Source organism: Agromyces bracchium, from assembly GCF_009709675.1.
Classification (GTDB): Bacteria; Actinomycetota; Actinomycetes; order Actinomycetales; family Microbacteriaceae; genus Agromyces; species Agromyces bracchium.
Genome location: NZ_WMLB01000006.1, coordinates 96,863 through 123,312, shown reverse-complemented (window position 1 = coordinate 123,312; position 26,450 = coordinate 96,863). Strand labels below are relative to the sequence as shown.

Genomic DNA, 26,450 nt, shown 5'->3' with positions numbered 1-26,450 from the left:
GGGTAGGGTCGGCGCCCGCTAGATTCTCCCCATGGGACTGATGGATGACGCTGGGGAAATGCTGGCCTCGAAGGCGGAACGGGAACGAGCAGCGAGAGAGGAATCCGAGCGGCAAGCCCCGTGGACGGACGACTGGACTATGGAACTCACCGGTCTGTTGATTGAAGCTCACATTCCTGCCCGAGACATCTTTGTCTCCGAGGCCGTCTCCGACTGGAAGGCGGCTTTCGATGAGCGGGGCGTGCGCGGATGGACGCGCACCGAGCAGAGCAATTTCTGGGGTAGGGGTTGGGCACTGATGGGGTGGAAGTACTCGACGGAATGGGGCCCGAGCCCTGTCCGCGCCATCTTGGATCAGGCTGGCGGGGTATGGGAATTGCTGTCAGGCTCGCGCATCGTCACGCTACGTGGCTCAACCGAGACGCTTGAGAATGGGCGGACGGTGCGCCACCCTGCACGCACCGCGAGCAGCGAGTTCTTTCTGGTCGACGGCCTCCCCCGAATCCCGACGTACACGTTGTCAGGAGTGGGTCGTAGCGAGCTCCGTGAGTCTCTGGGTATTCCTGTCGCGGCAGCCGTCGCCGCCGGCGTTCAGCCCCTCGATGGATGGCTCCGAGGCATCCAGCACTGAGCCCCTTCAGGCGTCGGTCCTCGATTCATAGCACGCCGGCAGGCGTGCTGCGCGCGCGACTCAATCGGCTCAGTTCCGATAATGCGATCTGGCTGCCAAGGACTGAGGCGGATCGGAAACTGCGCAGCGCCCGCACGGGGATCGTGTCGGTCGCTCAGACGAGAGGATCGCGTCGATGTCGGCCAGTTCAGCGCGCATCTGCTGGATCGCCGTTGGTGTGAATCGTCGCACCTGCATGCGCAGGATCGCGTCCGCTCGAACTGGGTCGAGGACGAACGCTCGCCGGATCGACGTCAGCCGCGTCCGTGGTCACACGGGGCTTCACCCCGGCGTCGATCTCGTACCGACGCTGCCAGAGCCGCAGCGTCTCCGGGCTCATCCCGATCAGCCCCGCCACGTGCCGGACCGCGCTCATCAAGCTCGGGTACTCCGGCCGCGTCTCAGCGAGCATCCGCAACGGCCGCTTACACATCTCTGGCGAGTACTTCCTGTTCATCGTGTTCCATCCTTGCTTGAAGAACGGAACGAAAGTCAGGCCGATTCAGCGAGACCAGCTCACCGAGACCGACCCTCTTTCCCCGGCCCCGGCCCCGGCCCCGGCCCCGGCTCCGGTTCCGGCCCAGGGGGGCGGAATACGTCGAGTTGCCCGGGCTGCCGCGGAGAATGCGGCAGGAGCCCATGCGGGCACCGGTCCCCACGGACTACCGTGAGGGTGTGTCCGCTCCTGCGACCGACGCGATTGACGCACGAGCCGCCCACGCTGACGGCGTGGAGCGCCTGCTGGAGAGCTACCGGGCACTGCCGGCGACGGCGACGGTGCGGCTGGCGAAGCCGACGTCGAACCTGTTCCGGTCGCGCGACCGAGTCGAGGCCCGGGGCCTGGACACGTCGGGGCTGACGCAGGTCATCGCGGTCGACGCCCAGGCGCGGACGGCCGACGTGGCCGGCATGTGCACATACGAGGATCTCGTCGCGGCCACGCTGCCCTACGGGTTGGCGCCGCTGGTGGTGCCGCAGCTGAAGACCATCACACTGGGCGGCGCGGTGACGGGCCTCGGGATCGAGTCGACGTCGTTCCGCAACGGGCTGCCGCACGAGTCGGTGCTGGAGCTCGACATCCTCACCGGCGCCGGCGAGGTCGTGACCGCGTCGCCGACAGAGCACGCCGACCTGTTCCACGCGTTCCCGAACTCGTACGGCACGCTCGGGTACGCCGTGCGCCTGCGCATCGAGCTCGAGCCGGTGCAGCCGTTCGTCGCGCTCACGCACCTGCGGTTCCACGCCCTCGCCGACCTCGTCGACACGATGGACCGCATCGTCGAGTCCGGCGCCCTCGACGACGGCACCCGCGTCGACTACCTCGACGGGGTCGTCTTCAGCGCCGACGAGAGCTACCTCTGCGTGGGCGTGCAGACCGCGGCATCCGGCCCGACCAGCGACTACACCGGCCAGCGCATCTTCTACCGCTCCATCCAGCATGCGGATGGCGCGACGCACGACCGGCTCATCATCCACGACTACCTGTGGCGGTGGGACACCGACTGGTTCTGGTGCTCGCAGGCGTTCGGCGCGCAGCATCCGCTCGTTCGCCGGGTCTGGCCGCGGCGCTACCGGCGCAGCAGCGCGTACTGGAAGCTCATGAAGCTCGAACGGCGGTACGACATCGGAAACCGCATCGAGCGGTTCGGCGGCCGGCCGCCGCGCGAGCGCGTGATCCAGGACGTCGAGATCCCGATCGAGCGGGCCGCGGAGTTCCTCGACTGGTTCCTCGCCGAGGTGCCGATCGAGCCGATCTGGCTGTGCCCGCTGCGACCGCGCGACGACACCGACTGGCCGCTGTATCCGCTCGAGTCGCACCGCACCTACGTGAACGTCGGCTTCTGGTCGACCGTGCCGGTCGGCGCGACCGAGGGCGCGACGAACCGGCTGATCGAGCACAAGGTCAGCGAGCTCGACGGGCACAAGTCGCTGTACTCCGACGCCTACTACCCGCGCGACGAGTTCGACGCGCTCTACGGCGGCGATGCCTACCGCGCCGCGAAGCGGCGGTACGACCCCGACTCACGGCTCCTCGACCTCTACGCGAAGGCGGTGCAACGACGATGACGACGTTCAAGGAGCGCGGGCCCGGGTCGGCGACGACGGATGCCACGCCCGATGGTGCGTCGGCGGATGCCGCGCCGAAGCCGGATGCCTCGGGCAGGCTCACCCTCGCCGAGATCCTGGAGCTCGTCGCCGGCGGGCGACTTCCGCTGCGGTTCACCGCGTACGACGGCAGCTCGGCGGGCCCGCCCGACGCCCCGCTCGGCATCGAACTGAAGACGCCGCGGGGCACGACCTACCTCGCCACCGGTCGCGGCGACCTCGGCCTCGCTCGCGCCTACATCGCCGGCGACCTCGAGGTCCACGGCGTGCACCCGGGCGACCCCTACGAACTGCTCCGGGCGCTCGCCGACGAACTGGTGTTCCGGATGCCGCCGCCACGATCCATCGCGCAGATCCTCCGTTCGATCGGCGTCGAGCACCTGCGACCCATCGCGCCGCCGCCGGGGGAGGCGCCGCCCCGCTGGCGTCGGGTCGCCACGGGCCGCCGGCACAGCAAGGCGCGGGACGCCGAGGCCATCCACCACCACTACGACGTGTCGAACACCTTCTACGAGTGGGTGCTCGGGCCGTCGATGACCTACACCTGCGCGTGCTACCCGCGCCCCGAGGCATCCCTCGACGAAGCCCAGGAGAACAAGTACCGGCTCGTCTTCGAGAAGCTGCGGCTGGCGCCGGGCGACCGGCTGCTCGACGTGGGCTGCGGCTGGGGCGGCATGGTGCGCTATGCGGCGCGCCGCGGCATCCGTGTCGTCGGCGTCACGCTGTCGGAGGAGCAGGCCACGTGGTCGCAGCGCGCCATCGCCGAGGAGGGCCTGGGCGAGCTCGCCGAGGTGCGCCACGGCGACTACCGCGACATCGCCGACACCGGGTTCGACGCGGTGTCGTCGATCGGGCTGCTCGAGCACATCGGGGTGCGCAACTACGCGAAGTACTTCCGCTTCCTGCAGTCGCGGCTGCGCCCCGGCGGGCTGCTGCTCAACCACTGCATCACCCGCCCCGACAACCGGTCCGAACCCTCGACGCACGGGTTCATCGACCGCTACGTCTTCCCCGACGGGGAGCTCACCGGGTCCGGGCGCATCATCACCGAAGCGCAGGATGTCGGCCTCGAGGTGCTGCACGAGGAGAACCTGCGCCCGCACTACGCGCTCACCCTGCGCGACTGGTGCGCCAACCTCGTCGAGCACTGGGACGAGGCGGTCGACGAGGTCGGCCTGCCGACCGCGAAGGTCTGGGGGCTCTACATGGCCGGGTCGCGGCTGCAGTTCGAGCGCGGCGGCATCCAGCTGCACCAGGTTCTGGCGGTGAAGCCCGACGAGCGCGGGGGAGTGGGCGAGCTGCCGCTGCGGCCGTGGTGGACGGCGTAGGGCGGGATGCCGGAGCCCGGCCGGAGCCGGGTGAGTTAGCGTTCGGGCTCCCCGTACGCAAGCCCCGGCATCGGACTGATCCGGCGTGGCAGAGTGTGCGCGTGAACACCCCTCACATCGCCATCATCTTCAACCCGAGCAAGATCGAGCGCCAGGAACTCTGCGACGCCTTCGATCGCGTCGATCCGGACGCCTGTGCCGCCGCATCCTGGTTCGAGACCACTGAGGACGACCCGGGTCGCGGAATGGCGCGAGAGGCGCTTGCGCACGGCGCCGAGGTGGTCGTGGTGGCTGGAGGCGACGGTACGGTTCGGGCCGTCGCCGAGGTGCTCGCCGGAGAGGATGCCGTGCTCGGCATCATCCCGCAGGGCACCGGCAACCTGCTCGCCCGCAACCTCGAGGTCCCGATCGGCGACACCGCAGCGGCGATCGAGCGCGCGCTCGGAACCGGTGAGCGGCGCATCGACATCGGTTGGGTCGACACGGGCGACGGCGAGGAGCGCGGCTTCGCCGTCATGGTCGGATTCGGTCTGGACGCGCACATGCTCGTCGAGACCGACGACGACCTGAAGGACAAGGCCGGCTGGCTCGCCTACGTGGCCGCGCTCGGCAAGGCGATCGCCGCCTCAGATGTCGTCGAGTTCACCCTCGCGATCGACGACGACGACCCGCAGACGCTGAGCGGGCACACCTTCATCGTCGGAAACTGCGGCACGGTGCAGGGCGGCGTCGCACTGCTGCCCGATGCCGTCCTCGACGACGGGCGACTCGACGCGCTCGTAGTGAGCGCTGACGGCCTGATCGGGTGGCTCGACACCGTGCGGTCCTTCGTGTGGGACAACGGCATCCGCCGCTTCTTCGCGAACGACGATGAGGCCGCCGACGCCGAGACCGCCACGCATCTTGGTGGCGCGCGCATGACGGTCGAGCTCCCGAAGCCCCTGCCGTTCGAGATCGACGGCGAGGAGGCCGGCGAGGTGCGGACGTTCACCGTGCGCGTGCATGCCGGGGCGCTCCGCGTCCGCTGAGCACCGCTAGTTCGGCGAGTCTTGGGCCAGGAGGCGCCGGACCCATTCTTCGTGATTGTCGAGGTCGAACTGAGCGAGTGTCAGACTCTCGTCGATCCACTCTTCTGACACGGTCGCTGTCTCTTCCTGGGAGGGCGTGAGGTCGGGCTCATTGATGCTCGTCACACCCAGCCAGACCGGCAGCGCCTGTGTGTCGAGGATAATGCTGACCAGCTTGAGCTCGATCTCGAGTGCCTTCTGAGCGTCGGGGGAAAGCGCGTCCCATTCGATCCGGCGGCTCGCGTCATGCCCGGGTGCTGGGACGAACGGAGGTGCCTCTCCATAGCGGGATCGGATGGCGCGTCCGAGCAGCTCAGCGCGCTGGATGATGGCTTGCTGGGCTTCGTTCCACCGCTCCGCGCGCGGCAGGGCGTCCTGCATGTCCTCCAGAGCCTGCTGCGCGGCATCGAGCTTCTCGGCTTCTGCCTCGGCTTCCTTGCGGAGCTTTCGGCCCTTCCAGACGAGCACTCCACCGATGGCCAGAAGCGCGGGCAAGGCGACGATGCCGGTCAGGACCGCCGCGCCGCCCGCTACGCCCATGCGACCGGCTGCGAGCGAACCACTTCCGAGCCACGCGAGCGTGGTGCTGGAGGCAGCCGCGCCGGAGAGCGAGGCGATCGCAGCCCCGGTCGATGCGGTCCCGGCGGCCGAGAGGGCGACGAGCACGCCGGCCGCGGTTCCTGAACTCGGCCCACCTCCGGCGCCCGCGCCTGCCGCGCTCTCGGTCATCGCCTTCAGGACGCTGGCCTCCGTCTGTCCCCTCAGTTGCCGGATCTCGCCCTCGAGCGATCCTGCCGTCTCGTCGGTCGCCCCGGCATCCTCGGTATCGAGCCGCAGTTGCCAGTCGAGCCTCGCGGCGGTCTCGAGGAACGGCAGGACGAATCCGTTGCACGCTCGCTCAAGCGTGCGCTCGGAGTTGCGGATCTGGAACGTGACCCGTTCGGTGAGCAGGTTCGACGATGCAATGATCTGTGCTCGCCGGGCCTCGTTCTCGATGTAGATCGGCCCGGCCATGGCACGGGCGAAGACGCCGGGGCGCGAGAGCGCCGCGAGCGCTCGCTCCGTCTCCTCCTCGAGTTCTGCCTCCGTATGCCCGAGCGCGTCCAAGAGACGTTGGCGGTACCGACCGGTCGGGTCGGTCTTGCCGGACTCGATGCGGGAAATCGCCACGGCGGCGCTCTTCGGGCTCTCGTCGCTTCCATATCCGGCGATTCGCCCGAGCTCCTGCTGGCCCTTGCCGTTGGCGCGTCGCCACTCCCGCCCCCATGCCTTGAGTACCGATGCCTGCGCGGTCAGGCGGGGTTTCGGATCTGCGCGCGCGGTCGCCACTCTTGACACCTACCCTAACCTCGTGGCTATACTCGGGCTAATGCGGGGCTAACTTAGCACCCGTATGAGCCCACTCTATAGGGAGATCATCATGACTATGAGTGCACTGCCGGCGTGGTCGGGGCGGTCGGAGCAGGACACGCCTTCGTCCGGGACCGGAACGAGCGAGCCGCACTACGACGCGCGCCCTCGCAACGGCAGCAATCCCTGGCTGATGCTGTTCCCCCTCGGCGCTGCAGCGGCGGTCTCGGCCGCTGTCCTGCTGCGGCGACCGGCCGTGCGCAAGGCGTGCGGCGAGGTCGTCCGGGATCCCGAGGTGCGTGATGTGTGCAGGGAGGCCGGCGAGCGCGCATACCGCGTGGTCGCCGCATCTTGGCGCCGGCATGGTGGTCCGGAAGGATTGGCCGAGACCTTCCTGCGCTGACTTCGCCAGCGACGACGGCCGAAGCGCGCGGGAGCAGACCCCCGGATGGCGCAGAGCTCGGCGCCGTGCCATCCGCTGTCGCCGTCTCGGCATCTCGTTCGGGCCGGGCAATCATCGCTCACCGCCGCCCCGGCGCCGGCGCCGCATCCGGACATCGCATCCCATCGGGTTGAGGCCGCGGTGGACGGGCTCGTCGCGGGCCTCGCGGCCGACATCGAATGGGAGGCGGCAAGGGGCGAGCTCGCGGTGACGAGCGGCGGTGAACTCGTCTTCCGCATCGCACGGACGTCAGGGTTCGCGGTCGTCTCGGTCGCGGACCGCGACTGGACCGTGCCCGCCTCGGGCGGACGGCCAGGCGCAGTACACGTTCGACGTGCGTTGGGTACGTCTGCCGGACGCACCGATCGCAGCGCGCGTGCTGCACACCGGGTCGATCGCCGCCTTCCTCGAGCCGGGCGCTTCCGCATTGCGTGGGCTGCTGTCGCGGTCGCAGGCTGACGAGATCACGTTCGACCCCAACATCCGTCCCGCCTTGCTCGACTCTCGCGAGCAGATGGTCCCGCGATTCGAGGAATTCGCCGCGCTCTCGACCGTCGTGAAGATGAGCGACGAGGACGCCGCCTGGCTCTACCCGGGCCGGGAGATCGCCGCGGTCATCGACCATGTGCTCTCGCTCGGGCCCCGTGTGGCCGCGATCACGTTGGGAGCCGATGGTACCGAGTTGGCGACCGCCGAAGCTCGCGTGCGCGTCGACGGCGTCGAGGTCGATCCCGTCGACACGATCGGTGCCGGCGACACGTTCATGGCATCCTTGATCAGCTTCGTCGCCGAGCGGGGGAGCGATGGGCTCGACGCCGCCGACCTCGAGCGAGCCGGGGCCGCGGCGACGCAGGCGGCCGCCATCACGGTCTCGCGAGCGGGCGCCGATCTGCCGTGGGGGTACGAGCTGTCGACCCCATCGCGAGACTGAACGACTCCAGCAGCCCCAGGTCCTCGCGGTGAAGCCCGACGACCGCGGCGGCGTCATCGCATACACTGATGTCTGAGCTAGTGGGGAGTCGGTCGGATATGGCGAACGCGCAACGGGAACGGGCGGTCCGGTCGGATGCGACGCGCAACCGCGACGCCATCCTCCAGGCGGCGGCGACGTGCCTGACCGATGACCCCAACGCGAGCCTGGCCGATATCGCCCAGGCCGCCGGGGTCGCGCGGATCACCCTCTACGGGCACTTCTCCTCGCGCAATGAGCTCATGACCGAACTCGTCCACACCTCGATGGCGCGCGTGGAGGCGGAACTCGCGTCGGTCGACCTGAGCGGGGATGCCTGGCACGCGCTGGAGTCCTTGGTGGACGTCTCGTGGCAGCTGGTGAACAGCCTGGGCGTCCTGCGGGGCGTGGCCGAGCAGGCGCTCCCGGCCGAGGTGATGCACGGCAGCCACGCCGATCCGCGGGCGCGGGTCGAGCACCTGCTCGCTCGTGGGCGTGCCGACGGATCATTCCGCGACGACATGAGCATCGCCTGGCAGACCGCGTGCTACTTCTCGCTCCTGCACGGGGCCGCGGCCGAGGTCAGGGCGGGCCGGGTCGGCGAGGCAGAGGTACGCGACGCCCTGTTCCCGACGTTGCGCGCGCTCCTGCAGGCCTCGCCCGAGCGATAGTCGCCATCGAGGGGCCGCCGGCGGCGTCTCCGCAGTGCGGCTGATCGGCCCTGCTGGGCGACGACGCACCGGCGCCGGTGATGGCGCTGGCCGACCGGTGAGTCCACGGCTGGAACCGGATGGCGCGCTGTCGCCGCGCCCACATGCGAGATCTCCTCACTTCGCTCTTTACTAACTCAAACATCTGTGTTTAACTTAGGCCTGCCAAGTTAAACATCAATGTTTGAGAAAAGAACGGAGCGGCCATGTCCCGAATCCCTCGGAGCCTCCGGGCGACGTTCGCTCGCGACACCAGTACCTTCGCGCGCCGTTGGCCGGGCAAGCTGTTCGTCGTCGCGGTGCTGGTCGCCGTTCCTGCCGCGTTCCTGCTCCGCTCGCTGCTCGGCGGCTCGTACATCGATGACAGCTGGGTCGCGGTGCTCGCGGCGTTCACGCTGGTCGTGGCCTACGCGTTCTCACGACGACTGCTGGTCACCGTGCTGGTCGCAGCGCTCGTGCTCGGCGCTGCGACACTCGGCATGACGCCGCGGGTGGCCTCCGCCCACACCGGCGACGATGCGCTGCTCGCGCGCCTCGAGTCGGAGCGCGCCGGCGGCACGCTCTCGGGGTACCGCGACCTCGCCGTCGCGAAGATCGACCTGGATGCCGACACGCCGGTGCGGTTCGCAGGGCTCGGCGCCGACGAGACGACGCGGATGGAGGTCGGATCGCTGACGAAGGCGATGACCGGGCTGGTCATCGCGGACGCGGTCGAGCGCGGGGAGATCAGACTGGATGCCTCCGTCTCCACGTACCTCCCGCAGCTCCACGGGTCGGAGGCGGGCACGGTGACGATGCGCGAACTCGTCACGCACACCGCCGGCTACGTGGCGTTCGGCCCCGCCACGATGGCCCGCGGATTCTGGGCCGCCCCACTCGGGCGCAACTTCTTCTCGACGGAGGTCGCCCAGGTGGTCGAGGAGGCGCGTGCGGGCACGCTCGACACGCGAGGCACCTACGTCTATTCGACGTTGGGCGCAGCGACGGCGGGAGTCGCCGTCGCCGCGGCGGCCGGGATGAGCTACGCCGAGCTCATGCGGACCCGACTGTTCGAGCCGCTCGGCATGACCGCCACTGCGGTCGAAACCGATCGCAACGAGGTCGAGGGCGGATGGTCGGCATCAGGCCTGCCCGTCGAGCCGTGGGTCCTGGGTGCGTACGCCGCCGGCGGCGGCGTCGTCTCGACCGCGCACGACCTCGCCGCGTTCGCGACCGCACTCCTGGACGGCACCGCGCCCGGCCTGTCGGCGATGGACCCGATCGAGGCCGCGGGCGCCGACGACCTCCGCGTCGGGATGTTCTGGCACGTGTCGGAGGAGTCCGCCGGTCGGACCATCACCTGGCACACCGGGCAGACCGGCGGGTACACCACCTACTTCGGCATCGACCGCGCCGACCGCACCGCCGTCGTCGTCCTCTCCGACGTCTCCAACCCCGTCAGCTCCGAACTCGGTCGGGATCTGCTCGCAGGTCAGGCCTGAGCCATCCCGCGCATCGCACGAACAGGAACGAACACCTCATGAATCGCACCGCCACTCCCATCGAAACCATCGCTCGAGCTGACGCCCCGGTCCCCACCGCTCCACCCGCGCCCGGCCGCCGCCGCCGATCGCGCATCGCGCACACCGCCGGAATCGTCCTCGCCGTCGTGCTGGCCCTGACGCTCGTCTCGGTCGTCGCGAATGCGGCCGCCACCGCATCAGAGAAGGGCGAGCTCGCACCGTACGGGCAGAGCGTCCAGCTCGACGCCGGGGAGGTCAACGTCACCCGCACCGGCGGGGACGGCTCGGTGTTGGTGCTCCTCAGCGGCTACGGAACGCCGGCTCCCGCCGTCGACTTCGCGCCGCTCATCCGCGAGCTCGACGCGTTCGACGTGATCGTCGTCGAGGGCTTCGGATACGGCTACAGCGCCCTCGACGTGGGCGACCGCACGATCGAGAACATCACGTCCGAACTCCACGAGGTGCTCGAAATGCTGCACGTCGACGAGCCCGTCATCCTCGCCGGGCACTCGGCGGGCGGCCTGTATGCCCGCTACTACGCAAACGCCTATCCCGACGACGTCGCCGCGATCATCGGCATCGACGCCATGGCTGCGACGGCCTCCTCCCTCGAGGTCGGCACCCCGTCGGTCACGGAGGGTGTCGTCGGCGCGCTCGGCCTCTACCGCGTGGTCACCACGATCGCCCCAGACCTGATCCAACCTCCCGGAACCGCGTACACGCCGGAGGAGCGTCGACGGATCGCCGCGATGGCGAACTGGAACTACGGCAACCCCTCGATCTCAGACGAATGGAGCCGGCTCGAGGCGAACTCGACGAAGGCCGCCGCCGAACCGTTCGCCGCCGACCTTCCGGTCCTGGAGCTGCTGTCCACCGAGAGCGTCGACACGATGCCCGAGTGGCTCCCGGCCCATGAGGTGGAACTCGAGGCGGTCACCACCCATCGACTCGAGGTGCTCGAGGGCTCGCACTACCTCCATTGGACCCAGTCGGCCGCGATGGCAGGGATCATCGCCGACTTCGTCGCCGCGCACGTCGACCCGCCTCATGCCTGAGGCCGAACGCCGTCCGGCCCCGATCCGAAACCACCACCCGCAATCGCCCGTCCGAGGACGAGCTGCACCAGAAGAAGGAAGAACCATGAACACCGACACACGAACGACCACCACCACCACTACGACCGGGACTCCGCGGCCGACGGTCGAGACGCCCATCTCGACGTCGCGCGCGATGCGCGCCATCGTCCAGGAGCGCTACGGCGAGGTCGACGCACTCCGGTTCGAGCGGGTCGAGCGGCCCGAGATCGCCGCCGACGAGGTGCTGGTGCGCGTCCACGCCGCAGGCATGGATCGAGGGACGTGGCACCAGATGACGGGCCGTCCCTACCTCATGCGGATCCTCGGGTTCGGCTTCCGTGGCCCCAAGAACCGGGTGCTCGGACTCGACGTGGCGGGCACCGTGGTCGAGGTCGGGGCAGCGGTGACGCGCTTCGCCGTGGGCGACGAGGTGTTCGGCATCAGCCGCGGCGCGTTCGCTGACTACGCGGCTGCCCGCGAGGACAAGCTCGCCGCCAAGCCGCGGAACCTGACGTTCGAGCAGGCGGCCGTCGTCCCCGTCTCGGGGATGACCGCGCTCCAGGCGCTCCGCGACGCCGGACGGCTCGAGCCCGGCCAGCGGGTGCTGATCATCGGCGCCTCCGGCGGTGTCGGCAGCTACGCCGTTCAGCTCGCCACGGCGCTGGGCGGCCGTGTGACCGGGGTCGCGAGCACGGCCAAGCTGGACCTGGTCGCGTCACTCGGGGCCGAACGGGTCATCGACTACACGCGCGAGGACTTCGCCGACGGTCGGGACCGGTACGACCTGATCCTCGACATCGGCGGCAACTCCCCGATCTCACGACTGCGGCGCGCGCTCGACCCGCGCGGGACGCTCGTCATCGTCGGTGGGGAGAACGGCGGATCGGTCACCGGCGGAATGGGGCGTCAACTGCGCGCGATCGCCATCTCGCCCCTCGTGGGGCAGCGGCTCACCATGCACACGACCAAGGAGCGGGCCCGTGACCTCGGACCGCTCACCGACCTCATCGAGGCCGGCCGAGTCGTGCCCAGCCTCGAGCGGACGTACTGCCTCGAGCAGGTCCCCGACGCCATGCGCCACCTCCAGGCGGGCGCGGTTCGCGGAAAGCTCGCCATCGCGCCCTGAGTCGTCATCGACCGCGGGGGCGTGGGCGACCTGCCGCTGCGGCCGTGGTGGACGGCGTAGGCGTCAGCGACGCACGAGGTACGCCTCGATGCGGTCGAACGCGCCGACCCAGGCCTGCGAGGCGAAGAAGTCGCGGAACTCGGGCGTCGGGAAGCCGGACTGCACGACGCTCATGAGCGTGCCGCCGTCGACTGGCTCGAAGGTGACGACGATGTGCGTGGTCAGCGTCTGCCCGCTCGGGTCGCTGCCGGTCGACTCGGTGACGAGCCGGTGCGGACGGTCGATCTCGAGGAACACCTGCTCCTCGCGGAAGAGCGTGTCGCGGTCGGGTCCCCAGACGGCGACCTGCCGGCCGCCGACGCGCAGGTCGACCTCGATCTCGACGACGCCCGGCTCCTCGTCGAGGATCGAGAACCAGATCTTCTGCTGCTCGGCGTCGGTGTAGGCGTCGAAGACCTCCTCGGGCGTCGCGGGGAGCGTGCGCGAGGCGCGCAGCTCGAGGGTCTCGGTCGTGGTGTCGGCGGCGGTGCCGCCTGCGTGCTCGGTCATGATGCGTCCTGTCCGGTGTCGTTCCGCGTGCCGTCGCGGAGGGTGAAGTAGGCCTCGAGACCGTCGAGACGGCGCTCCCAGAGGCGCTGGTAGAAGGAGATCCACGCCATGGCGTCGTCCAATCGCTCGGCGCCCAGCCGGCACTGCCGGGTGCGTCCGACCTTCTCGGTGGTGGCGAGCCCCGCGTCGACGAGCACGTCGACGTGCTTGCGGATGCCGGTGAGGGTCATCCCCGCTGACTCGGCCAGCTCGCTGATCGTGGCGGGCCCGTCGCCGAGCCGCATCAGGATGTCGCGTCGGGTGGTGTCGCCGAGGGCGGCGAACGCCCGGTCGAGCACCTCATGTTGAACCATGTGGTTCAGTGTAGGACACTGAACCGGAAAGTTCAATGTATCTTCTGAGCGAGCGTCTGGAGCGGTTGTACCGTGGATCGGGGTCCGGCCGTCGACGGCGACGCGAGGGGGAGCAGCATGGGCACGATCATCCACCAGCCTGCCGCGCAGATGATGGCCGGCCATTCGATCGGGATCCTGCTCCTGAACACGGGGTACCCGATCATCCCTGGCAACGTCGCGAACGCGTCGACGTACGACTATCCGGTACGGTTCAAGGTCGTCGAGGGGGCTGACAGCCCGCGGCTCATCGGTGGCGATCCGACCCTACTCGACCCGATCCTCGCGGCGGCCAGCGAGCTGGTCGACGATGGCTGCCGGGCGATCGTGGGTGCGTGCGGGTACTTCGCCCGCTTCCAGCGCGAGCTCGCCGAGGCCCTGCCCGTGCCGGTGTTCCTGTCGAGCCTCTGCCAGGTCCCGATGGTGCTCGGTGCGCTCCAGCCGCAGCAGCGGCTCGGCATCCTCTGCGCCAAGCAGAGCAGCCTCGACCAGGCGATGCTCGCCGGCGTGGGCATCCGCGAGGACGCGCCGATCGTGATCGCCGGCATGGAGCACAGTCCCGGATTCCGCGCCGCGATCCTCGAGGACCAGGGCTGGATGGACCTCGAACAGGTGCGGGACGAGGTCGTCGGCGCCGCGGTCCGGCTCGTGGAGGACCACCCCGACATCGGCGGACTGCTGCTCGAGTGCAGCGACATGCCGCCGTACGCGAAGCAGATCCAGGATGCCACCGGCCTGCCGGTCTGGGACTACCTCACGCTCATCGACTGGATCCACTCGAGCGTGGTCCGTCGCGCGTACGACGGCTTCATCTAGCCGATCCGCGGGGCGGCGGTCATCTGCCGCCGCCCTGTGGAATGCCTCACCGAAGACCGGTGGCCGAACGCCTACGACGCGCGACGAGTTCGACACGCTCGATTCGTCAGGCGACAGGAGCTCACCGGATCTGCGAGCGGGACCGACCTGACGCTGGACGATCACGAGGACCTTCGGTGCTGACGTCGAGCGCGCGTGCGGCGAACACCGATGCCGCCAACGCCAGCATCGTCGACAACATGACGGCGACGTAGAGCCCGGTGCTGCCCATGGCGGCGAGGTACGCTGCGAATCGGAACGTCACGATCCAGAAGAACGAAGTCGCGACCAGGGCGATCACCGCGACTCGTCGAGTCGCCGTCGTGTATCGGCGAGACATGCAGATGGCGAGCCACGTCCACACGAGTGGGAGCATCAGCAGGCGATAGGAGATGTGCGACACCGGGAGCAGGAGCACGACCGCGCCTGCGACATTCCACATTGCGAGCCCGTGGTCCCCGGGCCACCGCAGGGCGATGACGATCAGCGCAGCGACTCCGCCTGCCAGCACCCAGGGAAGGACGACGGCCAGCACGGGCGAGACGACGAGCGGCCCGCCAGCGCTGTCGGCGGTGAACAGTTCGACACCGGCGCCCCACACGGAGAATGAGACCAGATCCTGGCGGCTCAGCTCGATGGTCCGGCTGACCCACTCGGGGATCATCGTGGGACCCGACAGGGCGGTTGCGGCGAGCACCCCGGCGGTCCCCGCGATCAGCGCACCGGCCAGGGCACGGAGGGGTCTCGACTCCGAGGATCTCAACAGCCACACGCCGATGAGGACCGGCCAGGTCTTCACGAGGGCGGCGACCGCGATCAATGCCCCGGAGGCAGCACTCCGCCGGTACCAGGCGGCCGTGGCGGCGCCTGCCAGTAGGAGTAGGACGAAGAAGTCGACCTGGCCCAGCTCGAGTTGGTTCAGGGTCACCTTATTGTAGAGCAGCGCGACCAGGGCGACACCGAACACGACAGGTCGCTGCCATCGGGTCAGCCTGTCCCACAGCGGCACGAGCGTCACGACCGCGATGCACCACGCAGCCGCGATCGCCGCGATCGCCCACGGCGTGATGGTGCTCCTCATATCCGTTGCGCCGAGGAGGCTCCACGCCACGAAGGGGAGATAGACGTAGCCGTCGACGTCGTACACGCTCTCGCCCGCCACGACACTCTGTGCCGCATCCAGAAAGATGCGGAGGTCGACCGCTCCGACACCGGCGGAGCGCTGGCTGGCGTCGGGGAGGCGCTGCACGCTGAGTGCCAAACCCACGCTAACGGCGATGAGCCAGAGGAGTGGGTCCCGCAGACGACGCATGACTTGCGGCACGGGAGACTCCTGGGTTTGACGAGGGACTCGGTGACGAACGCGACGTACGCCACCTGGGGCGACCACGCCGGTTGATGCCGCGAGGGGAAGGTCGGTCCTCTTGGTGGTCTCGAAGTTCATGATGCTCTCGAACTCGAGCGGGGTCAAACGGCCGAGTCAGTCCTCGCGGCGGTGGCGGTGGGCCGGTTCGGCACCGTCAGCGGCAGGGTGCCGGCGCGTCGATCGTCCCCTCGCCTCGCGCAACTTGTCGACGAGGGCGTGAGCGGTACCCGATCGATCCGCAGCCGCGTCGGCCCGCGATCGGGACGTGCGATCCGCCTGTCGTCAGCCCGAGGTAGCGGCGTCCCGCGGTGGGTTGAACATGAACTCGATGCGGATGCCGTTGTCCTCCTCGACGAACGACGCGTAGTAGCGCTCGTTGAACCGCGGGTAGGGCTTGGGCTCGCGGACGGCCGTCCAGCCCGCGTCCATCGCGATCGCGTGCAGCCGGTCGACCTCGTCGCGCGAGTCGACGGCGAACGCGAGATGCTGCCATCCGACGCGGCCGTGCCGGTGCGGGCCGGTGCCGGGCTCGCGGGCGGGCCTCAGGATCAGCTCCTCCTCGCCCTTGTACCAGGACACGCCGGTGTCGGCGTCCTGCCGGGTGCAGCCGAGCGCCGTCATCACGGGGTCGAACTGGGCGATGGAGCGGGGGAGGTCCTCGACGGAGATCCCGAGGTGGTCGAAGAGCGGCATCCGCTCATCGTAGGGCGCTGCCGTTCAGGCGGAGGTCGCGCCCTGCACAGGGATCGCTCGCGCCCGCCCGAAGTACATGAGCTCCCAGATCGCCTCGTCGCCGTGCCGTTCGACGAGCGCGCCGCCGCGACGCACCGTGACGGTGATCGGCCCGGCGAAGCGCAGGTAGGCGCCGTCGAAGCGGGCGAGTCGGGCGAGCAGTCGCTTGACCGGCGACAGCTCGTCGGCCATGCGCGCACGCACGAGGTCTCGCTCGCGCGTGAACTCGACGACGATCTCGTCGTCCCCATCGGCGTAGGTGTAGCGAACGACGGATGCCACGGGCTTGCCGGTGACCCCATCGGTGAACACGTCGTCGGTCTCGAAGCGCACGCGGGACGCGTCATCCGCCACGATCTCACCGTCGCGCGCGAGCATGAACACCGGGATCGCCTGGAAGCCGAGCTTCTCGACGGCCGTGATGTAGGAAGCGATGACGCTGTACGGGCCCGCTTGCCCGCGCGCCCAGTACCAGTCGTGCACGATGCTCGGCAGCGGCACGTTGCCCCAGTTGTGGTCGTGGTACCCGACGCCCGAGATCGCCCGCGTCGCACCGTCGAGCGTGAGGGTACCCGTCACCGTGCCCTGCGGCACCGATGGGAGCCAGGCGAACACGTCGGCGCGGTCGGCGCCGAACACGAGGTGGCCGGTGCCCGGCCGCCACGGCGGGATGTCGCCGGTGAGCGTCACCTCGATCGCGACCTCGTCGACGGCCGCGGTGATGCGGTAGGTGTGCAGGTCGCCCTCGAACCGGTCGGCGCCGACGCGGACGTCGCAGTGATCGGTCGCGGCCGACCACGAGTCGGCGGGCAACGACTGCAGCTTCTCGATCGTGCGGCCGTCGGGCAGGTCGAGGTTGATGCGCAGCAACGGCGACAGCGGCCGGTTCGGTGAGACGGCGTCCTTGTTCTGGAACACCACGACGAGTTTCGAACCGTCGTCGAGGTGCGCGTCGAAGTACCACCATTCGTAGGTGCCCGGGCGATTCTCGGTGCGGGCGCCGTCCTCCCACGGCTCGATCGATCGCGGGTCCAGGCCGAACCGCCGGTAATCGTCGGGGTTGCCGGCAGCGGATGCCGCGGGGTCGGTGCGCATCGTGGCCTCCTCGCCATCGATGGATGAGGTCGAGTCTGCCACCGCGTGCGGCCCAGGTGGGCCGGTCCTAGGATGACGCCGAGGGGAGGCGGGCGATGGCCGATCCGGTGGGCGACATCATCGGGGACTACGCGGCGTTCACCGCGCAGCAGCGCGACCGACTGCTCGCGCGAGGGATCGACATCGCGCCGTACGACCTGGGCGGGTGCTGACCGGCCAGCAGTTCCAGAACGAGTGGAACGAGCCGTACTACGTGCTGTTCGAGGACTTCACGCACGTGAAGTTCCATCAGCGGCCGCTCCGCGAGGTCGTCGAGCTGCAGGGCGCGACGTTCGACGGCATCCGTCACGTGGAGGGCTGGGTGCCGCAGCGGCTCGTCACCGCGACCGGCCCGAACCCGCTGCCGCGCTGAGTCGCTTCGTGGCTGCCTCGCTCCGCGCGATTTGGAGCTTTCCCACAGCGGAGAGAACCCTCCGTCGAGATTTCCTCAGTCTTTACGCCAGACTTCGAGCGGCTGAGTGCTGCGAGGCACTACAACTTGCTCAACCCGAACTCGACTCCAGTGAATCTGGGGGGTTCTCATGCGTTGGGTATGGTTCAGGGTCGCCGCCGCGATGGTCGCGGGTTCGGGCGTCCTCGCCGGACTTTTGGTCAACATCGATCGCGCGATGCGCGACGGCCAGGATCTCGGCCTCGTGCTGGCGAACTACTTCAGCATGTTCACGATCGTCTCGTCGATCCTCAGCGTGATCGTGCTGTCGATCGCTGCGCACTGGATGCGGATCCATCGCGGCACCTCGCCCGAGCCCGTCGGCATCGCGTTGGCGATCGCCGCGGTCGCCGGGCCGGTGATCCTGCTCGGGGTCGTGTTCAACGTGCTGCTGCGCGGGGAGCCGCCGGCGATCGCCGCGACCGACCCGCTCTGGGTCGCGAACCTGGACTCGTGGGCCACGGAGACGCTGCACGTCGTGCTCCCGCTCTACTTCGTGCTCGACCTGCTCTTCGCCACCAGGCGCCGCGGGCTCCCGTGGCGGGCGCTCGGGGTGATCGTCAGCTACCCGCTCGTGTGGACGGTCTACACGATGATCCGCGGCGAACTCGTGCCGAACCCCGATGGCAGCGCGGAGTGGTGGTACCCGTACGGGTTCCTCGACCCGCACATCGCCGGCTACGGTTCGTCGTTCGCGTACATCGGCGGCATCCTGTTCGCGTTCCTGCTGCTCGGCGTCGCCATCATCGGCATCGGCCGGTACCGCGAGCGCCACGCCGCTGCGCGAGTCGGAGCAGAGCGGGTGCGGATCAGTGCCGTTCCTGGCCTGATCGCCGCGTGGTTCCGTCGCCACCGGCGTCCGTCGGGCCCCGCCGCAGGCTGACCCCGGGGACGCGATGCGGATGTCGTTCGCGGCATCCGCATCGCGTCGCCGCGGCGGTGACGCGCCGACGATCGACGCGAACCGTCGGGCCGCTCGCCTTCACGCGTCCGCGGGTCGGTCGCCGTCGGTGGGCGGTGGTGGTGCGTCGATCTGCGCCTGCACCGCTCGGGCGACGTTCCCGTGGATGTTGCCGGCTCCGATGCGCTCGAGCACCCCGTCTCGTGCGAGCGTTGCGCGGACGGCGCGCTTGAGCCGGGCGAGGCGAAGGGTCACGGCCGAGTCCTGCGTCAGCGTGACGACATCGTTCAGCTTGGCGGAGCCCTGGGAGTCGATGAAGTTGATTCCCGCGCAGTCGAGCACGACGCCGCCGAGCCCCGGGGTCGAGTGGATGATCTCGCGCACCCGATCCTCGAGCGCATCCGAGGTCGCGAAGAACAGCCCTCCGTCCATGCGGATCACCACGACCCCCGGGGTCGACTCGCCGTCCGGGAACTCGCTCACGTCGCGGAAGACCTCCGTGCCGGGCTGCCGGGCGAGCGTCGGGATGCTGGGGTGGGTGGCCACCCCGATGAGCCAGAGCAGCGAGAGTCCGATGCCGATCATGACCCCGGCCAGCACGCCGAAGGCGAGGGTGCCGACGATCGCGGCGACCGCGATCCAGAAGTCGAACGGCTGGACGCGGGCGAGGCGCCGCATCTCCGGGATGTTGATCATGCCCATCACAACCGCCTCGATGATGAGCGCGGCGAGCACCGGCTTCGGCAGTTCGGAGAACAGTGGGGCGAGCACGAGGAGCGTGAGCAGCACGGTGACCCCGGACGTCAGCGATGCCAACCCGGTGCGGGCACCCGAGTGGTCGTTCAGCGAACTCGCCGAGAGGCTGGTCGAGACCGGCATGCCCTGGAAGAGTCCGGCGCCCGCGTTCGCAAGCCCCTGGGCGACCGACTCCTGGTCGATGTCGACCTGGTAGCGGTGCTTGGCCGCGAACGCGCGCGCGTCGCCGGCCGTCTGCGAGAACCCGATCAGGACGAGAGCGACCGCAGCGATCGCCACGGTCGACGCGTTCTCCCACATCAGGCCGAGGTCCGGGACCGCGAACGACGGCAGGCCGCGTGGGACATCGCCCACGAGGGCGACGCCGCGGTCGCCGAGATCCAGCAGCGACGAGGCGATCAGCCCGCCGACCACGAGGACCAATGCCCCGGGAACGCGCGGCGCGACGACCCTCACTCCGAAGACGACGACCAACGACGCGACGCCCACGATGAGCGTCGCGCGATTCGTGTCGCCCAGCGTGCCGAACCACGACCACAGTTCCTGGAACGAGTTGGAGCCGCTCGCCTCCGTGCCGGTGAGCTTCGGCAGCTCCGAGATCACGACGTCGATGGCGGCCCCGAAGAGGAACCCGGTGACCACCGCGCGCGACAGGAACTGCGCGACCCAGCCCATCCGGAGCACGAAGAGGATCAGGAAGAGGACGCCGGACGCCAGGGTGATGCCCGCGACGAAGGAGGCGATTTCGGCTTGGTCGGTCAGGCCGCTGACGAGCACCGCGCTGGCGGCCACGGCGGCCAGCGCCGAGCTCGGCCCCATGGAGATCTGGCGGCTGGTCCCGAAGACGGCGTACAGGATGGCGGCGGCGGCCGCGGCGTACAGGCCGTTCTGAAGCGGGATGCCCGCGATGCCCGCGTACCCGAGGTTCTTCGGCACGATCAGTGCGGCGACCGTCACCCCGGCGATCAGGTCGCCGCGGAGCCACCGCCGGTCGTAGGAGCGGATCCACCCCAGCATCGGAACGAGGCCGGCCGCCCCTCGCCGCCGGCTCATGCCGCTCGCCCTGTGCTCGACATGCGGTCCTGTCCTTCTCGTCGAAGCGCACAGTGTGCCACCGCGCCGACGCCGGCGCTAGGGGCCGTGGGCCCGCGAGCCGTCGGGCACGACGGCCGCTGCGGCTACTCCACGAGCTTCCCGACCGTCGACACCTCGCGCTCCATGAGTGCCGCGATCTCCTCCGGGATCGGCGGGATCGACTCGCGCGTCACGCCCGTGGAGGGCGACCAGACGAGGTTCACCTGCAGCGCGGCATCCGTCTCGGGGTAGTCGCTGCGGTTGTGGCAGCCGCGGGTCTCGCGACGCTCGAGCGCGGCCTCGAGGGTCGCGCGGGCGGCCAGCGCGGCCGACTTGAGGTCGAACGCGTGGGCGAGGTCCTGGTAGCCGGCGAGGTCGGGGTGCACGCCGATGTCGGCCATGCGCGCCTCGATCGCGTCGAGTTCGGCGAGGCCGGCGAGGAGGCCGGCCTCGTCGCGCACGACTCCGGCGTGCTCGGTCATGGTGTCGCGGATGGCGCGCTGCAGCGCACGCACGTTCTCCGCGCCATCCGCTGCCAGCAGGTCGTCGATCTCGGCGCGCGCCGCCTGGACGGCGGTCGCCGAACGGCGCTGGGCCTCGAGCCCGGCCGAGTAGGCGGCCGCGGCCTGGCCCACGATGCGTCCGAAGACCAGCAGCTCGATGAGCGAGTTGCCGCCGAGCCGGTTCGCTCCGTGCAGGCCGCTGGAGGCCTCGCCGATGGCGTAGAGGCCGGGGACATCCGTGCCGTGGTCGTCGGGGCGCACCCAGACGCCGCCCATCGAGTAGTGCGCGGTGGGCGCGATCTCGATCGGCTGCGTCGTGATGTCGAGCATCTGCAGTTCGAGCATGGTCTGGTAGACGCGGGGGAGGCGCTGCATGATCGTCTCGCGGGGCAGGTGCGAGACGTCCAGCCAGACACCGCCGTTGGGGGTGCCGCGCCCCTCCTTGATCTCGGTGTACGCGGCGAGGGCGACGCGATCGCGCGTCGAGAGCTCCATGCGCTCGGGGTCGTACTTCGCCATGAAGCGCTCGCCGAGGGCGTTGGTGAGGATGCCGCCTTCGCCTCGCGCCGCCTCGCTGATGAGGGTGCCCGCGGCGCTCTCGGGCTCGATGATGCCCGACGGGTGGAACTGCACGAGCTCGGGGTCGCGCACGCGACCGCCGGCCTCGACGGCGAGGCGCCACGAGTCGCCAGTGTTCTCGTCGCGCCGCGAGGAGGTGCGGCGCCAGATGCGGTTGTGGCCGCCGGCGGCGAGGATGACGGCGTCGGCGTGGATGAGGTAACGCGTGCCGTCCTCGAGGTCGAAGCCGTACGCGCCGAAGACCGCGCCGTCGTCGTTCACGAGGATGCGCGTGACGTAGACCGTGTCGAGGATCGGCACGCCGAGCTGCGCGGCACGGTTGACGAGCGTGCGCTGGATCTCGAGGCCCGTGTAGTCGCCCGCGAACGCGGTGCGGCGGAAGGTGTGGGCACCGAAGAAGCGCTGCGAGATGCGGCCGTCCTCTTCGCGGGCGAACGGCATGCCGTAGCGCTCGAGGTCCTGGATGCCGCGTGCGGCGCCCTTCGTCACGGTCTCGACCGTGCGCGGGTCGGCGAGGAGGTAACTCTCCTTCAAGGTGTCGGCCGCGTGCTGCTGCCAGCTGTCGTCCGCGTCCATGGTGCCGAGGGCCGCGTTGATGCCGCCGGCCGCGAGCGAGGTGTGCGCGTCGGACTTCGGCCGCTTGCCGAGCGCGAGCACGTCGACGCCCGCCTCGGCGAGCTCGATGGCGGCGCGCAGGCCCGAGCCGCCCGTGCCGATGACGAGGACGGTGGTGGAGAGCCGGCGTTCCGGAGCCGCGGCGCCCGGGGTGGTGCGTGGGGAGGTCATGCGCTCCACGCTAGGTTGGCCGGTTACATCCGTCCAATGCATCTTCAGTGTAAGAACGATGCGCGTAGGCTATCGACATGAACCTCGAGCAGCTCCGGTCGTTCGTCGAGGTCGCCCGGTTCGGCAACTTCACGCGTGCCGCTGAGGAGCTCTACCTCGCCCAGCCGTCGCTCAGCCGCCAGATCGCGGCGCTCGAGCAGGACCTCGGTGCCGAGCTCTTCCATCGCGCTCGCGGCGGTTCGACGCTCACGGTCGCGGGCGAGTCCCTGCTGCCGCTCGCGAAGCGCATGCTCGCCGACGCCGAGTCGGTGCGCCGCGAACTCGCCGAGCTCGCCGGCCTCGAACGCGGCCGGGTGCGCCTCGGCGCCACCCCGACGCTCTGCATCAGCCTCGTCGCCGAGGTGCTCAGCGCGTTCCACGCGGCGCATCCGGCCATCGAACTGCACCTCTCGGAGCAGGGCTCGCGCGGCTTGCTCGACGCCCTCGGGGGCGGCGAGCTCGACCTCGCGCTCGTCACGACGACGGATGCCACGGCCCCTGGTCGATTCACTGTGACACCGCTGCTCGTCGAGGAGCTCGTGGTCGTGTCATCCGCCGCCGCACCGCCCGTGACGACCCGCGCGACCATTTCACTTGCGGAGGTCGCCCGCCTGCCGCAGATCGTCTTCAGCTCGACCTACGACCTGCGGGCCGCGACGGATGCCGCCTTCCGCGCGGCGTCGCTCGAACCCGAGGTCGTGCTCGAGGGCGCCGAGATGGACGCCGTGCTGCGGTTCGTCGAGCGCGGGCTCGGCGTCGCGATCGTGCCCGCGCTGGTGCTCATCGACCGGCCGGGGCTGCGGGCGGTGCGGCTCGCCGAGCGGGCGCTCGACCGCACGATCAGCCTGGCGATGCCGGCGGATGTCGCGCCTACCGCCGCGGTCGAGGTCATGCGTCGCACGATCACCGCCGAGGCGACGGCGTTCGCGGCGCGCGCGGGGGAGACGATGCGGGCGGCTCAGGCGGGCGGCTGAGCGCACCGGCCGGTGCGATCGCGCTCGCCGCTGCGAGTGCCTACTTCGTGGCGCTGTCCCCAGAGCCACCGATGTCCGCCGGCACCGCGGCGTTGATGGCGTGCAGCGGCTCCAGCACCGACGAGAGCGACCGGTGCCCGAACATCACCCTCACGCTTCGCCGCCCGGCGGCGCGGATCGTCACCGTCGGCGACTGCCCCCTCGATACCGCCACGGCCGTGATGGATCGGCCAGGGAGTTCACCCCGCGCGAGCTGGGCCCGCCAGTGCAGCGTCTCGCCGCGGAGCTCGAGCCGGTACGCCACTCGGAACATGAACCAGTACACGTTCCACGCGAGGATCGCCCACCACGCGGCGATGAAGGCGATCCCGAACGCGCCGCCACCCGTGGCGACGCGTCCGGAGCCGATCGCGCCGCCCACGACGAGGAGGCCGAGGACCGCCACCGTGAACGGCAATGCCCAGCCGGGTGCGTCCCACCGGAGGGTCGTTCCGACCCCGTCCGCAGTCGGCTCGTTATGCTGTGGCGTCACTCCGGGTCCTTCCGATCGTGCAGGGCGGCGTCACTCGCGGCCGTGGGTTCGAACACTACCGGGAGCGATGCGGCCATTTTCGGCCGTGGGTCTCCGCCGACCGCGCGAGCGCGGATCACATGCCGGGGATCTCGAGCGCCTCCAGGACCTCGATGGTGCCGATCTTCAGGTGCGGGTGGCCGTCCATGAGGGCCACGGCGGCGTCGGCGTCCGGGGCCTCGACGATCGAGTAGCCGGCGACATCCGACGACGATGCCGCGGCGCCCGACGGGCTCACGGCACGGCCGTTGCCGAGCGGCGAGCCGAAGTCGGTGAGCGCGGCGCCGGTCTTGCCGGCCCAGGCCATCCACTCCTGCATCTCGGCCTGGCCCTCCTCGGGCGACTGTTCCATCTGCGCCTCCGCGCTGACGTCGGCCCGGTACAGCACGAGGTACTTCGCCATCACATCTTCCCCTTCGTCAGGGGCGCGGCGTCGAACGCGTGACGAGCATCGACGCGCGCCATCGGGGCCGACGGTACTCCGGTGCGCGGAGTGCCGCAGCATCGGGTGGAAGGGGGTTCGACCGCCGGTCGCAGCCCCCGTCGGCGACCTCAGGCCACGAGGCCGTAGGCCGTCGCGGTGGCGAGGGCACCGAGCACGACCCCGGAGAGGAACGTGGCGGCGGCCAGTGCGACGCCGTTGACGCCGGCGAAGGCCTGCGGAAGGTGGAGCGACGCGAACAGCAGTGCGGTGAGCAGGATGGCCGCGTTCGTGGCACGGAAGCTGCGGGTCTGATCGGGATCGGACCCGTCGAACCAGCGCTTCAGCGCCGAAGTCGCGGATCAGGGAGCCCGTGCCCCAGCGCCGCGAGACGAGCACGATCCACCCGATGACGAGCAACGGCATGGCGAGACTCAGGGCCAACCAGAGATCACCCGGGTCTCGGCGGCCGGGTCGGCTACGGCCGCAGCAGCACCTTGCCGACCCGGCCGGCGGTCGTGCTCGCCGCCACGGCCTCCGCGATGTCGTCGAACGCGAACGTGCCGGCAACCGGCAGGGTCAGCTCGCCGGAGAGCACGTGCCCCATCAGTTGGCCGAAGAGCATCGACCTGGTGTCGGCGTCCATGTCGCGGCTCACGCGGCTGCCCCAGAAGCCCCGGATGGTCAGCTGCTTGAAGATGACGTCGCCGGACGGGATGCGCATGTCGGGCGACTGCATCGCGCCGAACACCACGAGCGTGCCCTCCTCGGCGAGCAGCGACAGCACATCGGCCGGCGAGTCGCCGCCGATGGAGTCGACGCCGGCGATGATCGGCGCACCGCCGGTGAGGGCGGCGACCTCGTCGCGCCATCCGTCCGCATCGGTCGACACCACGTTCGGGATGCCCTGCTCGCGGAGCTCGGCGACGCCCTCGGCGCGCCGGACGAGCCCGATGACGTTGATCCCGCGCGCCGCCCCGATCTGGGCGACCATGCGACCCACCGCGCCGTTCGCCGCGTTCTGCACCATCCAGTCGCCCGGCTGCAGGTCGAGCGAGTGCAGCAGGCTGACCGCGCTGAACGGCATCGAGACGAGCTGGGCGGCCGCCTCGTCGGGCATCCCATCGGGAACGGGGATGAGCCCCGCCGCGCCGGCGACGAAGTACTCGGCCCAGACACCGAACGTGCCGCCCGTGACGACGCGCTGGCCGACCTGGAGCCCGGTCACGCCGTCGCCCAGCGCGTCCACGACCCCGACGGCCTCGGTGCCCGCAGCGGCGGGGAGCTCGGGCTTGAAGCCGTAGGTCCCGCGCACGGTCCACAGGTCGTGGTTGTGGATCGTCGAGAGCAGGGTGCGGACGCGGATCTGGCCCGGCGCGGGCTCGGGGAGCGGACGCTCCTCAACCTCGAGCACGGTCTCGGGGGCGCCGAAGGCGGAGTGGATGAGGGCGCGCATGACGCGGTTCCTTTCGTTGCGGTTCAGGGACCGGCCGGGACGGCCGGGATCGGATGACGGTGCTCAGCGCCCGGTCGCGCCGGTCGCGACATCCGATGAGGTCGTGTCGGGCTCGGGGGCGGATGCCGCGGCCGCGTGCATCGCCGCCGTGACCTCCTGCAGCGTGCGGATCAGCGATTCCGCATCGCCGCCGCGCACACCGGCCGCCTCGGCGACACGGGACGGGAGGTGCGCGAGCTCGGCGCGCAGCCGGGCGCCGCGCTCGCCGATGGCGACGGTGACGACGCGCTCGTCGTGGGAGCTGCGCGAACGGACGACGAGCCCCGACTGCTCCATGCGCCGAAGCAGCGGCGAGAGCGTGCCCGAGTCGAGCTGCAGCAGGTCGCCGAGCGAGGAGACGGTCTGCTCGCCCTCGCGCCAGAGCGCGACGAGCACCAGGTACTGCGGGTAGGTGAGCCCCCACGGGTCGAGCAGGGTGCGGTAGAGCTGCGTCGTCGCCCGCGAGGCGGCGTACAGCGAGAAGCACACCATCTCATCCGTCACGACCATGTCGAAAAGGATTGCACACAACTGAATTGGACGCAA

28 protein-coding genes are annotated in these 26,450 nt (G+C 70.1%); 14 read left to right on the top strand and 14 right to left on the bottom strand.

Going from position 1 to position 26,450, the window contains the following annotated elements; translation table 11 throughout:
* Positions 1 to 31 precede the first annotated feature (31 nt).
* Positions 32 to 631 carry a hypothetical protein gene (locus tag GJ743_RS01830; protein WP_155050225.1) on the top strand — a complete coding sequence of 200 codons (600 nt, stop codon included), beginning with the start codon at positions 32 to 34 and terminating at the stop codon, positions 629 to 631.
* Between the two features lie 187 nt (positions 632 to 818).
* On the opposite strand, the gene GJ743_RS01825 is transcribed toward GJ743_RS01830, so the two are convergent.
* The gene (locus GJ743_RS01825) at positions 819 to 1,127 is read right to left on the bottom strand and encodes a MerR family transcriptional regulator (RefSeq protein WP_155050224.1); all 309 of its coding nucleotides are present in this window, start codon (positions 1,125 to 1,127) and stop codon (positions 819 to 821) included.
* Positions 1,128 to 1,399: 272 nt separating this feature from the next.
* Between GJ743_RS01825 and GJ743_RS01820 the strand changes: the two genes are divergently transcribed.
* From GJ743_RS01820 to GJ743_RS01810, 3 genes are all read left to right on the top strand, one after another.
* Positions 1,400 to 2,737 (top strand): FAD-binding oxidoreductase, encoded by a 1,338-nt coding sequence (locus GJ743_RS01820; protein ID WP_328288688.1) that lies wholly within the window; start codon positions 1,400 to 1,402, stop codon positions 2,735 to 2,737.
* Complete coding sequence (locus tag GJ743_RS01815) at positions 2,734 to 4,104, top strand: class I SAM-dependent methyltransferase (protein ID WP_155050222.1); 1,371 nt, start codon at positions 2,734 to 2,736, stop codon at positions 4,102 to 4,104. The genes GJ743_RS01820 and GJ743_RS01815 overlap by 4 nt, the downstream gene beginning before the upstream one ends.
* A gap of 101 nt (positions 4,105 to 4,205) precedes the next feature.
* Positions 4,206 to 5,132 (top strand): diacylglycerol/lipid kinase family protein, encoded by a 927-nt coding sequence (locus tag GJ743_RS01810; RefSeq protein WP_328288687.1) that lies wholly within the window; start codon positions 4,206 to 4,208, stop codon positions 5,130 to 5,132.
* 6 nt (positions 5,133 to 5,138) lie between these two features.
* Here GJ743_RS01810 and GJ743_RS01805 read toward each other — a convergent pair whose 3' ends face one another.
* Entirely contained in the window at positions 5,139 to 6,500 is a 1,362-nt protein-coding gene (locus GJ743_RS01805; RefSeq protein ID WP_155050221.1) for a helix-turn-helix domain-containing protein, read from the bottom strand.
* A gap of 97 nt (positions 6,501 to 6,597) precedes the next feature.
* Here GJ743_RS01805 and GJ743_RS01800 point away from each other — a divergent pair, with 97 nt between their 5' ends.
* The 6 genes from GJ743_RS01800 to GJ743_RS01775 all read left to right on the top strand — a co-directional run bounded on the left by GJ743_RS01800 (position 6,598) and on the right by GJ743_RS01775 (position 12,326).
* The gene (locus GJ743_RS01800; protein WP_155050220.1) at positions 6,598 to 6,924 is read left to right on the top strand and encodes a hypothetical protein; all 327 of its coding nucleotides are present in this window, start codon (positions 6,598 to 6,600) and stop codon (positions 6,922 to 6,924) included.
* Between the two features lie 373 nt (positions 6,925 to 7,297).
* The gene (locus GJ743_RS01795; protein ID WP_155050219.1) at positions 7,298 to 7,894 is read left to right on the top strand and encodes a PfkB family carbohydrate kinase; all 597 of its coding nucleotides are present in this window, start codon (positions 7,298 to 7,300) and stop codon (positions 7,892 to 7,894) included.
* Between the two features lie 98 nt (positions 7,895 to 7,992).
* A complete protein-coding gene (locus GJ743_RS01790) occupies positions 7,993 to 8,583 on the top strand; it encodes a TetR/AcrR family transcriptional regulator (RefSeq protein WP_196216875.1) in 591 nt (196 codons plus the stop codon).
* A gap of 245 nt (positions 8,584 to 8,828) precedes the next feature.
* Entirely contained in the window at positions 8,829 to 10,103 is a 1,275-nt protein-coding gene (locus tag GJ743_RS01785) for a serine hydrolase domain-containing protein (RefSeq protein ID WP_155050217.1), read from the top strand.
* 38 nt (positions 10,104 to 10,141) lie between these two features.
* Entirely contained in the window at positions 10,142 to 11,179 is a 1,038-nt protein-coding gene (locus tag GJ743_RS01780; RefSeq protein ID WP_155050216.1) for an alpha/beta fold hydrolase, read from the top strand.
* An 85-nt stretch (positions 11,180 to 11,264) separates the two neighbouring features.
* On the top strand, positions 11,265 to 12,326 hold the full coding sequence (locus GJ743_RS01775) for an NAD(P)-dependent alcohol dehydrogenase (protein ID WP_328288686.1): 1,062 nt from the start codon (positions 11,265 to 11,267) through the stop codon (positions 12,324 to 12,326).
* 63 nt (positions 12,327 to 12,389) lie between these two features.
* Here the strand turns inward: GJ743_RS01775 and GJ743_RS01770 are convergent, their stop codons facing one another.
* Together GJ743_RS01770 and GJ743_RS01765 are read right to left on the bottom strand one after the other, a co-directional pair.
* Positions 12,390 to 12,875 (bottom strand): SRPBCC family protein, encoded by a 486-nt coding sequence (locus tag GJ743_RS01770; RefSeq protein ID WP_155050215.1) that lies wholly within the window; start codon positions 12,873 to 12,875, stop codon positions 12,390 to 12,392.
* Entirely contained in the window at positions 12,872 to 13,228 is a 357-nt protein-coding gene (locus GJ743_RS01765; RefSeq protein ID WP_155050214.1) for an ArsR/SmtB family transcription factor, read from the bottom strand. Before GJ743_RS01765 ends, GJ743_RS01770 begins: the two co-directional genes overlap by 4 nt.
* 117 nt (positions 13,229 to 13,345) lie before the next feature.
* On the opposite strand from GJ743_RS01765, the gene GJ743_RS01760 reads away from it, so the two are divergent.
* Positions 13,346 to 14,083, top strand: a complete 738-nt coding sequence (locus GJ743_RS01760; RefSeq protein WP_155050213.1) for an aspartate/glutamate racemase family protein — start codon at positions 13,346 to 13,348, stop codon at positions 14,081 to 14,083.
* A 121-nt stretch (positions 14,084 to 14,204) separates the two neighbouring features.
* Here GJ743_RS01760 and GJ743_RS01755 read toward each other — a convergent pair whose 3' ends face one another.
* From GJ743_RS01755 to GJ743_RS01745, 3 genes are all read right to left on the bottom strand, one after another.
* Positions 14,205 to 15,446, bottom strand: coding sequence for a glycosyltransferase family 87 protein (locus GJ743_RS01755; protein ID WP_196216874.1), 1,242 nt, complete (start codon positions 15,444 to 15,446; stop codon positions 14,205 to 14,207).
* A gap of 324 nt (positions 15,447 to 15,770) precedes the next feature.
* Positions 15,771 to 16,181 carry a VOC family protein gene (locus GJ743_RS01750; RefSeq protein WP_155050211.1) on the bottom strand — a complete coding sequence of 137 codons (411 nt, stop codon included), beginning with the start codon at positions 16,179 to 16,181 and terminating at the stop codon, positions 15,771 to 15,773.
* A 24-nt stretch (positions 16,182 to 16,205) separates the two neighbouring features.
* Positions 16,206 to 17,315 carry a lipocalin-like domain-containing protein gene (locus GJ743_RS01745; RefSeq protein ID WP_155050210.1) on the bottom strand — a complete coding sequence of 370 codons (1,110 nt, stop codon included), beginning with the start codon at positions 17,313 to 17,315 and terminating at the stop codon, positions 16,206 to 16,208.
* 205 nt (positions 17,316 to 17,520) lie between these two features.
* Here GJ743_RS01745 and GJ743_RS01740 point away from each other — a divergent pair, with 205 nt between their 5' ends.
* Both GJ743_RS01740 and GJ743_RS01735 read left to right on the top strand, forming a co-directional pair.
* Complete coding sequence (locus GJ743_RS01740) at positions 17,521 to 17,727, top strand: hypothetical protein (protein ID WP_155050209.1); 207 nt, start codon at positions 17,521 to 17,523, stop codon at positions 17,725 to 17,727.
* A gap of 169 nt (positions 17,728 to 17,896) precedes the next feature.
* Positions 17,897 to 18,688, top strand: a complete 792-nt coding sequence (locus GJ743_RS01735; RefSeq protein ID WP_155050208.1) for a Pr6Pr family membrane protein — start codon at positions 17,897 to 17,899, stop codon at positions 18,686 to 18,688.
* A gap of 99 nt (positions 18,689 to 18,787) precedes the next feature.
* Here GJ743_RS01735 and GJ743_RS01730 read toward each other — a convergent pair whose 3' ends face one another.
* Together GJ743_RS01730 and GJ743_RS01725 are read right to left on the bottom strand one after the other, a co-directional pair.
* On the bottom strand, positions 18,788 to 20,515 hold the full coding sequence (locus GJ743_RS01730) for a SulP family inorganic anion transporter (RefSeq protein WP_155050207.1): 1,728 nt from the start codon (positions 20,513 to 20,515) through the stop codon (positions 18,788 to 18,790).
* 125 nt (positions 20,516 to 20,640) lie between these two features.
* Complete coding sequence (locus GJ743_RS01725; protein WP_155050206.1) at positions 20,641 to 22,404, bottom strand: L-aspartate oxidase; 1,764 nt, start codon at positions 22,402 to 22,404, stop codon at positions 20,641 to 20,643.
* A gap of 77 nt (positions 22,405 to 22,481) precedes the next feature.
* On the opposite strand from GJ743_RS01725, the gene GJ743_RS01720 reads away from it, so the two are divergent.
* The gene (locus GJ743_RS01720) at positions 22,482 to 23,417 is read left to right on the top strand and encodes a LysR family transcriptional regulator (RefSeq protein ID WP_155050205.1); all 936 of its coding nucleotides are present in this window, start codon (positions 22,482 to 22,484) and stop codon (positions 23,415 to 23,417) included.
* Positions 23,418 to 23,457: 40 nt separating this feature from the next.
* Here GJ743_RS01720 and GJ743_RS01715 read toward each other — a convergent pair whose 3' ends face one another.
* The 5 genes from GJ743_RS01715 to GJ743_RS01695 all read right to left on the bottom strand — a co-directional run bounded on the left by GJ743_RS01715 (position 23,458) and on the right by GJ743_RS01695 (position 26,414).
* Positions 23,458 to 23,949, bottom strand: coding sequence for a hypothetical protein (locus GJ743_RS01715; protein ID WP_155050204.1), 492 nt, complete (start codon positions 23,947 to 23,949; stop codon positions 23,458 to 23,460).
* A gap of 115 nt (positions 23,950 to 24,064) precedes the next feature.
* Positions 24,065 to 24,391, bottom strand: coding sequence for a YciI family protein (locus tag GJ743_RS01710; protein WP_196216873.1), 327 nt, complete (start codon positions 24,389 to 24,391; stop codon positions 24,065 to 24,067).
* 149 nt (positions 24,392 to 24,540) lie between these two features.
* Complete coding sequence (locus GJ743_RS20345) at positions 24,541 to 24,756, bottom strand: CPBP family glutamic-type intramembrane protease (RefSeq protein WP_155050378.1); 216 nt, start codon at positions 24,754 to 24,756, stop codon at positions 24,541 to 24,543.
* A gap of 131 nt (positions 24,757 to 24,887) precedes the next feature.
* Entirely contained in the window at positions 24,888 to 25,865 is a 978-nt protein-coding gene (locus GJ743_RS01700) for a zinc-binding dehydrogenase (protein WP_155050202.1), read from the bottom strand.
* A 63-nt stretch (positions 25,866 to 25,928) separates the two neighbouring features.
* Positions 25,929 to 26,414, bottom strand: a complete 486-nt coding sequence (locus GJ743_RS01695) for a MarR family winged helix-turn-helix transcriptional regulator (protein WP_196216872.1) — start codon at positions 26,412 to 26,414, stop codon at positions 25,929 to 25,931.
* Between the last annotated feature and the right edge of the window lie 36 nt (positions 26,415 to 26,450).

Excerpts from the sequence above, each read along its gene's own strand:
- GJ743_RS01830 (WP_155050225.1), top strand. The coding sequence starts at position 32 with ATGGGACTGATGGATGACGCTGGGGAAATGCTGGCCTCGAAGGCGGAA.
- GJ743_RS01825 (WP_155050224.1), bottom strand. The coding sequence starts at position 1,127 with ATGAACAGGAAGTACTCGCCAGAGATGTGTAAGCGGCCGTTGCGGATG.
- GJ743_RS01815 (WP_155050222.1), top strand. The coding sequence starts at position 2,734 with ATGACGACGTTCAAGGAGCGCGGGCCCGGGTCGGCGACGACGGATGCC.
- GJ743_RS01800 (WP_155050220.1), top strand. The coding sequence starts at position 6,598 with ATGAGTGCACTGCCGGCGTGGTCGGGGCGGTCGGAGCAGGACACGCCT.
- GJ743_RS01790 (WP_196216875.1), top strand. The coding sequence starts at position 7,993 with ATGGCGAACGCGCAACGGGAACGGGCGGTCCGGTCGGATGCGACGCGC.
- GJ743_RS01785 (WP_155050217.1), top strand. The coding sequence starts at position 8,829 with ATGTCCCGAATCCCTCGGAGCCTCCGGGCGACGTTCGCTCGCGACACC.
- GJ743_RS01780 (WP_155050216.1), top strand. The coding sequence starts at position 10,142 with ATGAATCGCACCGCCACTCCCATCGAAACCATCGCTCGAGCTGACGCC.
- GJ743_RS01775 (WP_328288686.1), top strand. The coding sequence starts at position 11,265 with ATGAACACCGACACACGAACGACCACCACCACCACTACGACCGGGACT.
- GJ743_RS01770 (WP_155050215.1), bottom strand. The coding sequence starts at position 12,875 with ATGACCGAGCACGCAGGCGGCACCGCCGCCGACACCACGACCGAGACC.
- GJ743_RS01765 (WP_155050214.1), bottom strand. The coding sequence starts at position 13,228 with ATGGTTCAACATGAGGTGCTCGACCGGGCGTTCGCCGCCCTCGGCGAC.
- GJ743_RS01760 (WP_155050213.1), top strand. The coding sequence starts at position 13,346 with ATGGGCACGATCATCCACCAGCCTGCCGCGCAGATGATGGCCGGCCAT.
- GJ743_RS01750 (WP_155050211.1), bottom strand. The coding sequence starts at position 16,181 with ATGCCGCTCTTCGACCACCTCGGGATCTCCGTCGAGGACCTCCCCCGC.
- GJ743_RS01745 (WP_155050210.1), bottom strand. The coding sequence starts at position 17,315 with ATGCGCACCGACCCCGCGGCATCCGCTGCCGGCAACCCCGACGATTAC.
- GJ743_RS01735 (WP_155050208.1), top strand. The coding sequence starts at position 17,897 with ATGCGTTGGGTATGGTTCAGGGTCGCCGCCGCGATGGTCGCGGGTTCG.
- GJ743_RS01730 (WP_155050207.1), bottom strand. The coding sequence starts at position 20,515 with ATGAGCCGGCGGCGAGGGGCGGCCGGCCTCGTTCCGATGCTGGGGTGG.
- GJ743_RS01725 (WP_155050206.1), bottom strand. The coding sequence starts at position 22,404 with ATGACCTCCCCACGCACCACCCCGGGCGCCGCGGCTCCGGAACGCCGG.
- GJ743_RS01720 (WP_155050205.1), top strand. The coding sequence starts at position 22,482 with ATGAACCTCGAGCAGCTCCGGTCGTTCGTCGAGGTCGCCCGGTTCGGC.
- GJ743_RS01710 (WP_196216873.1), bottom strand. The coding sequence starts at position 24,391 with ATGGCGAAGTACCTCGTGCTGTACCGGGCCGACGTCAGCGCGGAGGCG.
- GJ743_RS01700 (WP_155050202.1), bottom strand. The coding sequence starts at position 25,865 with ATGCGCGCCCTCATCCACTCCGCCTTCGGCGCCCCCGAGACCGTGCTC.
- GJ743_RS01695 (WP_196216872.1), bottom strand. The coding sequence starts at position 26,414 with ATGGTCGTGACGGATGAGATGGTGTGCTTCTCGCTGTACGCCGCCTCG.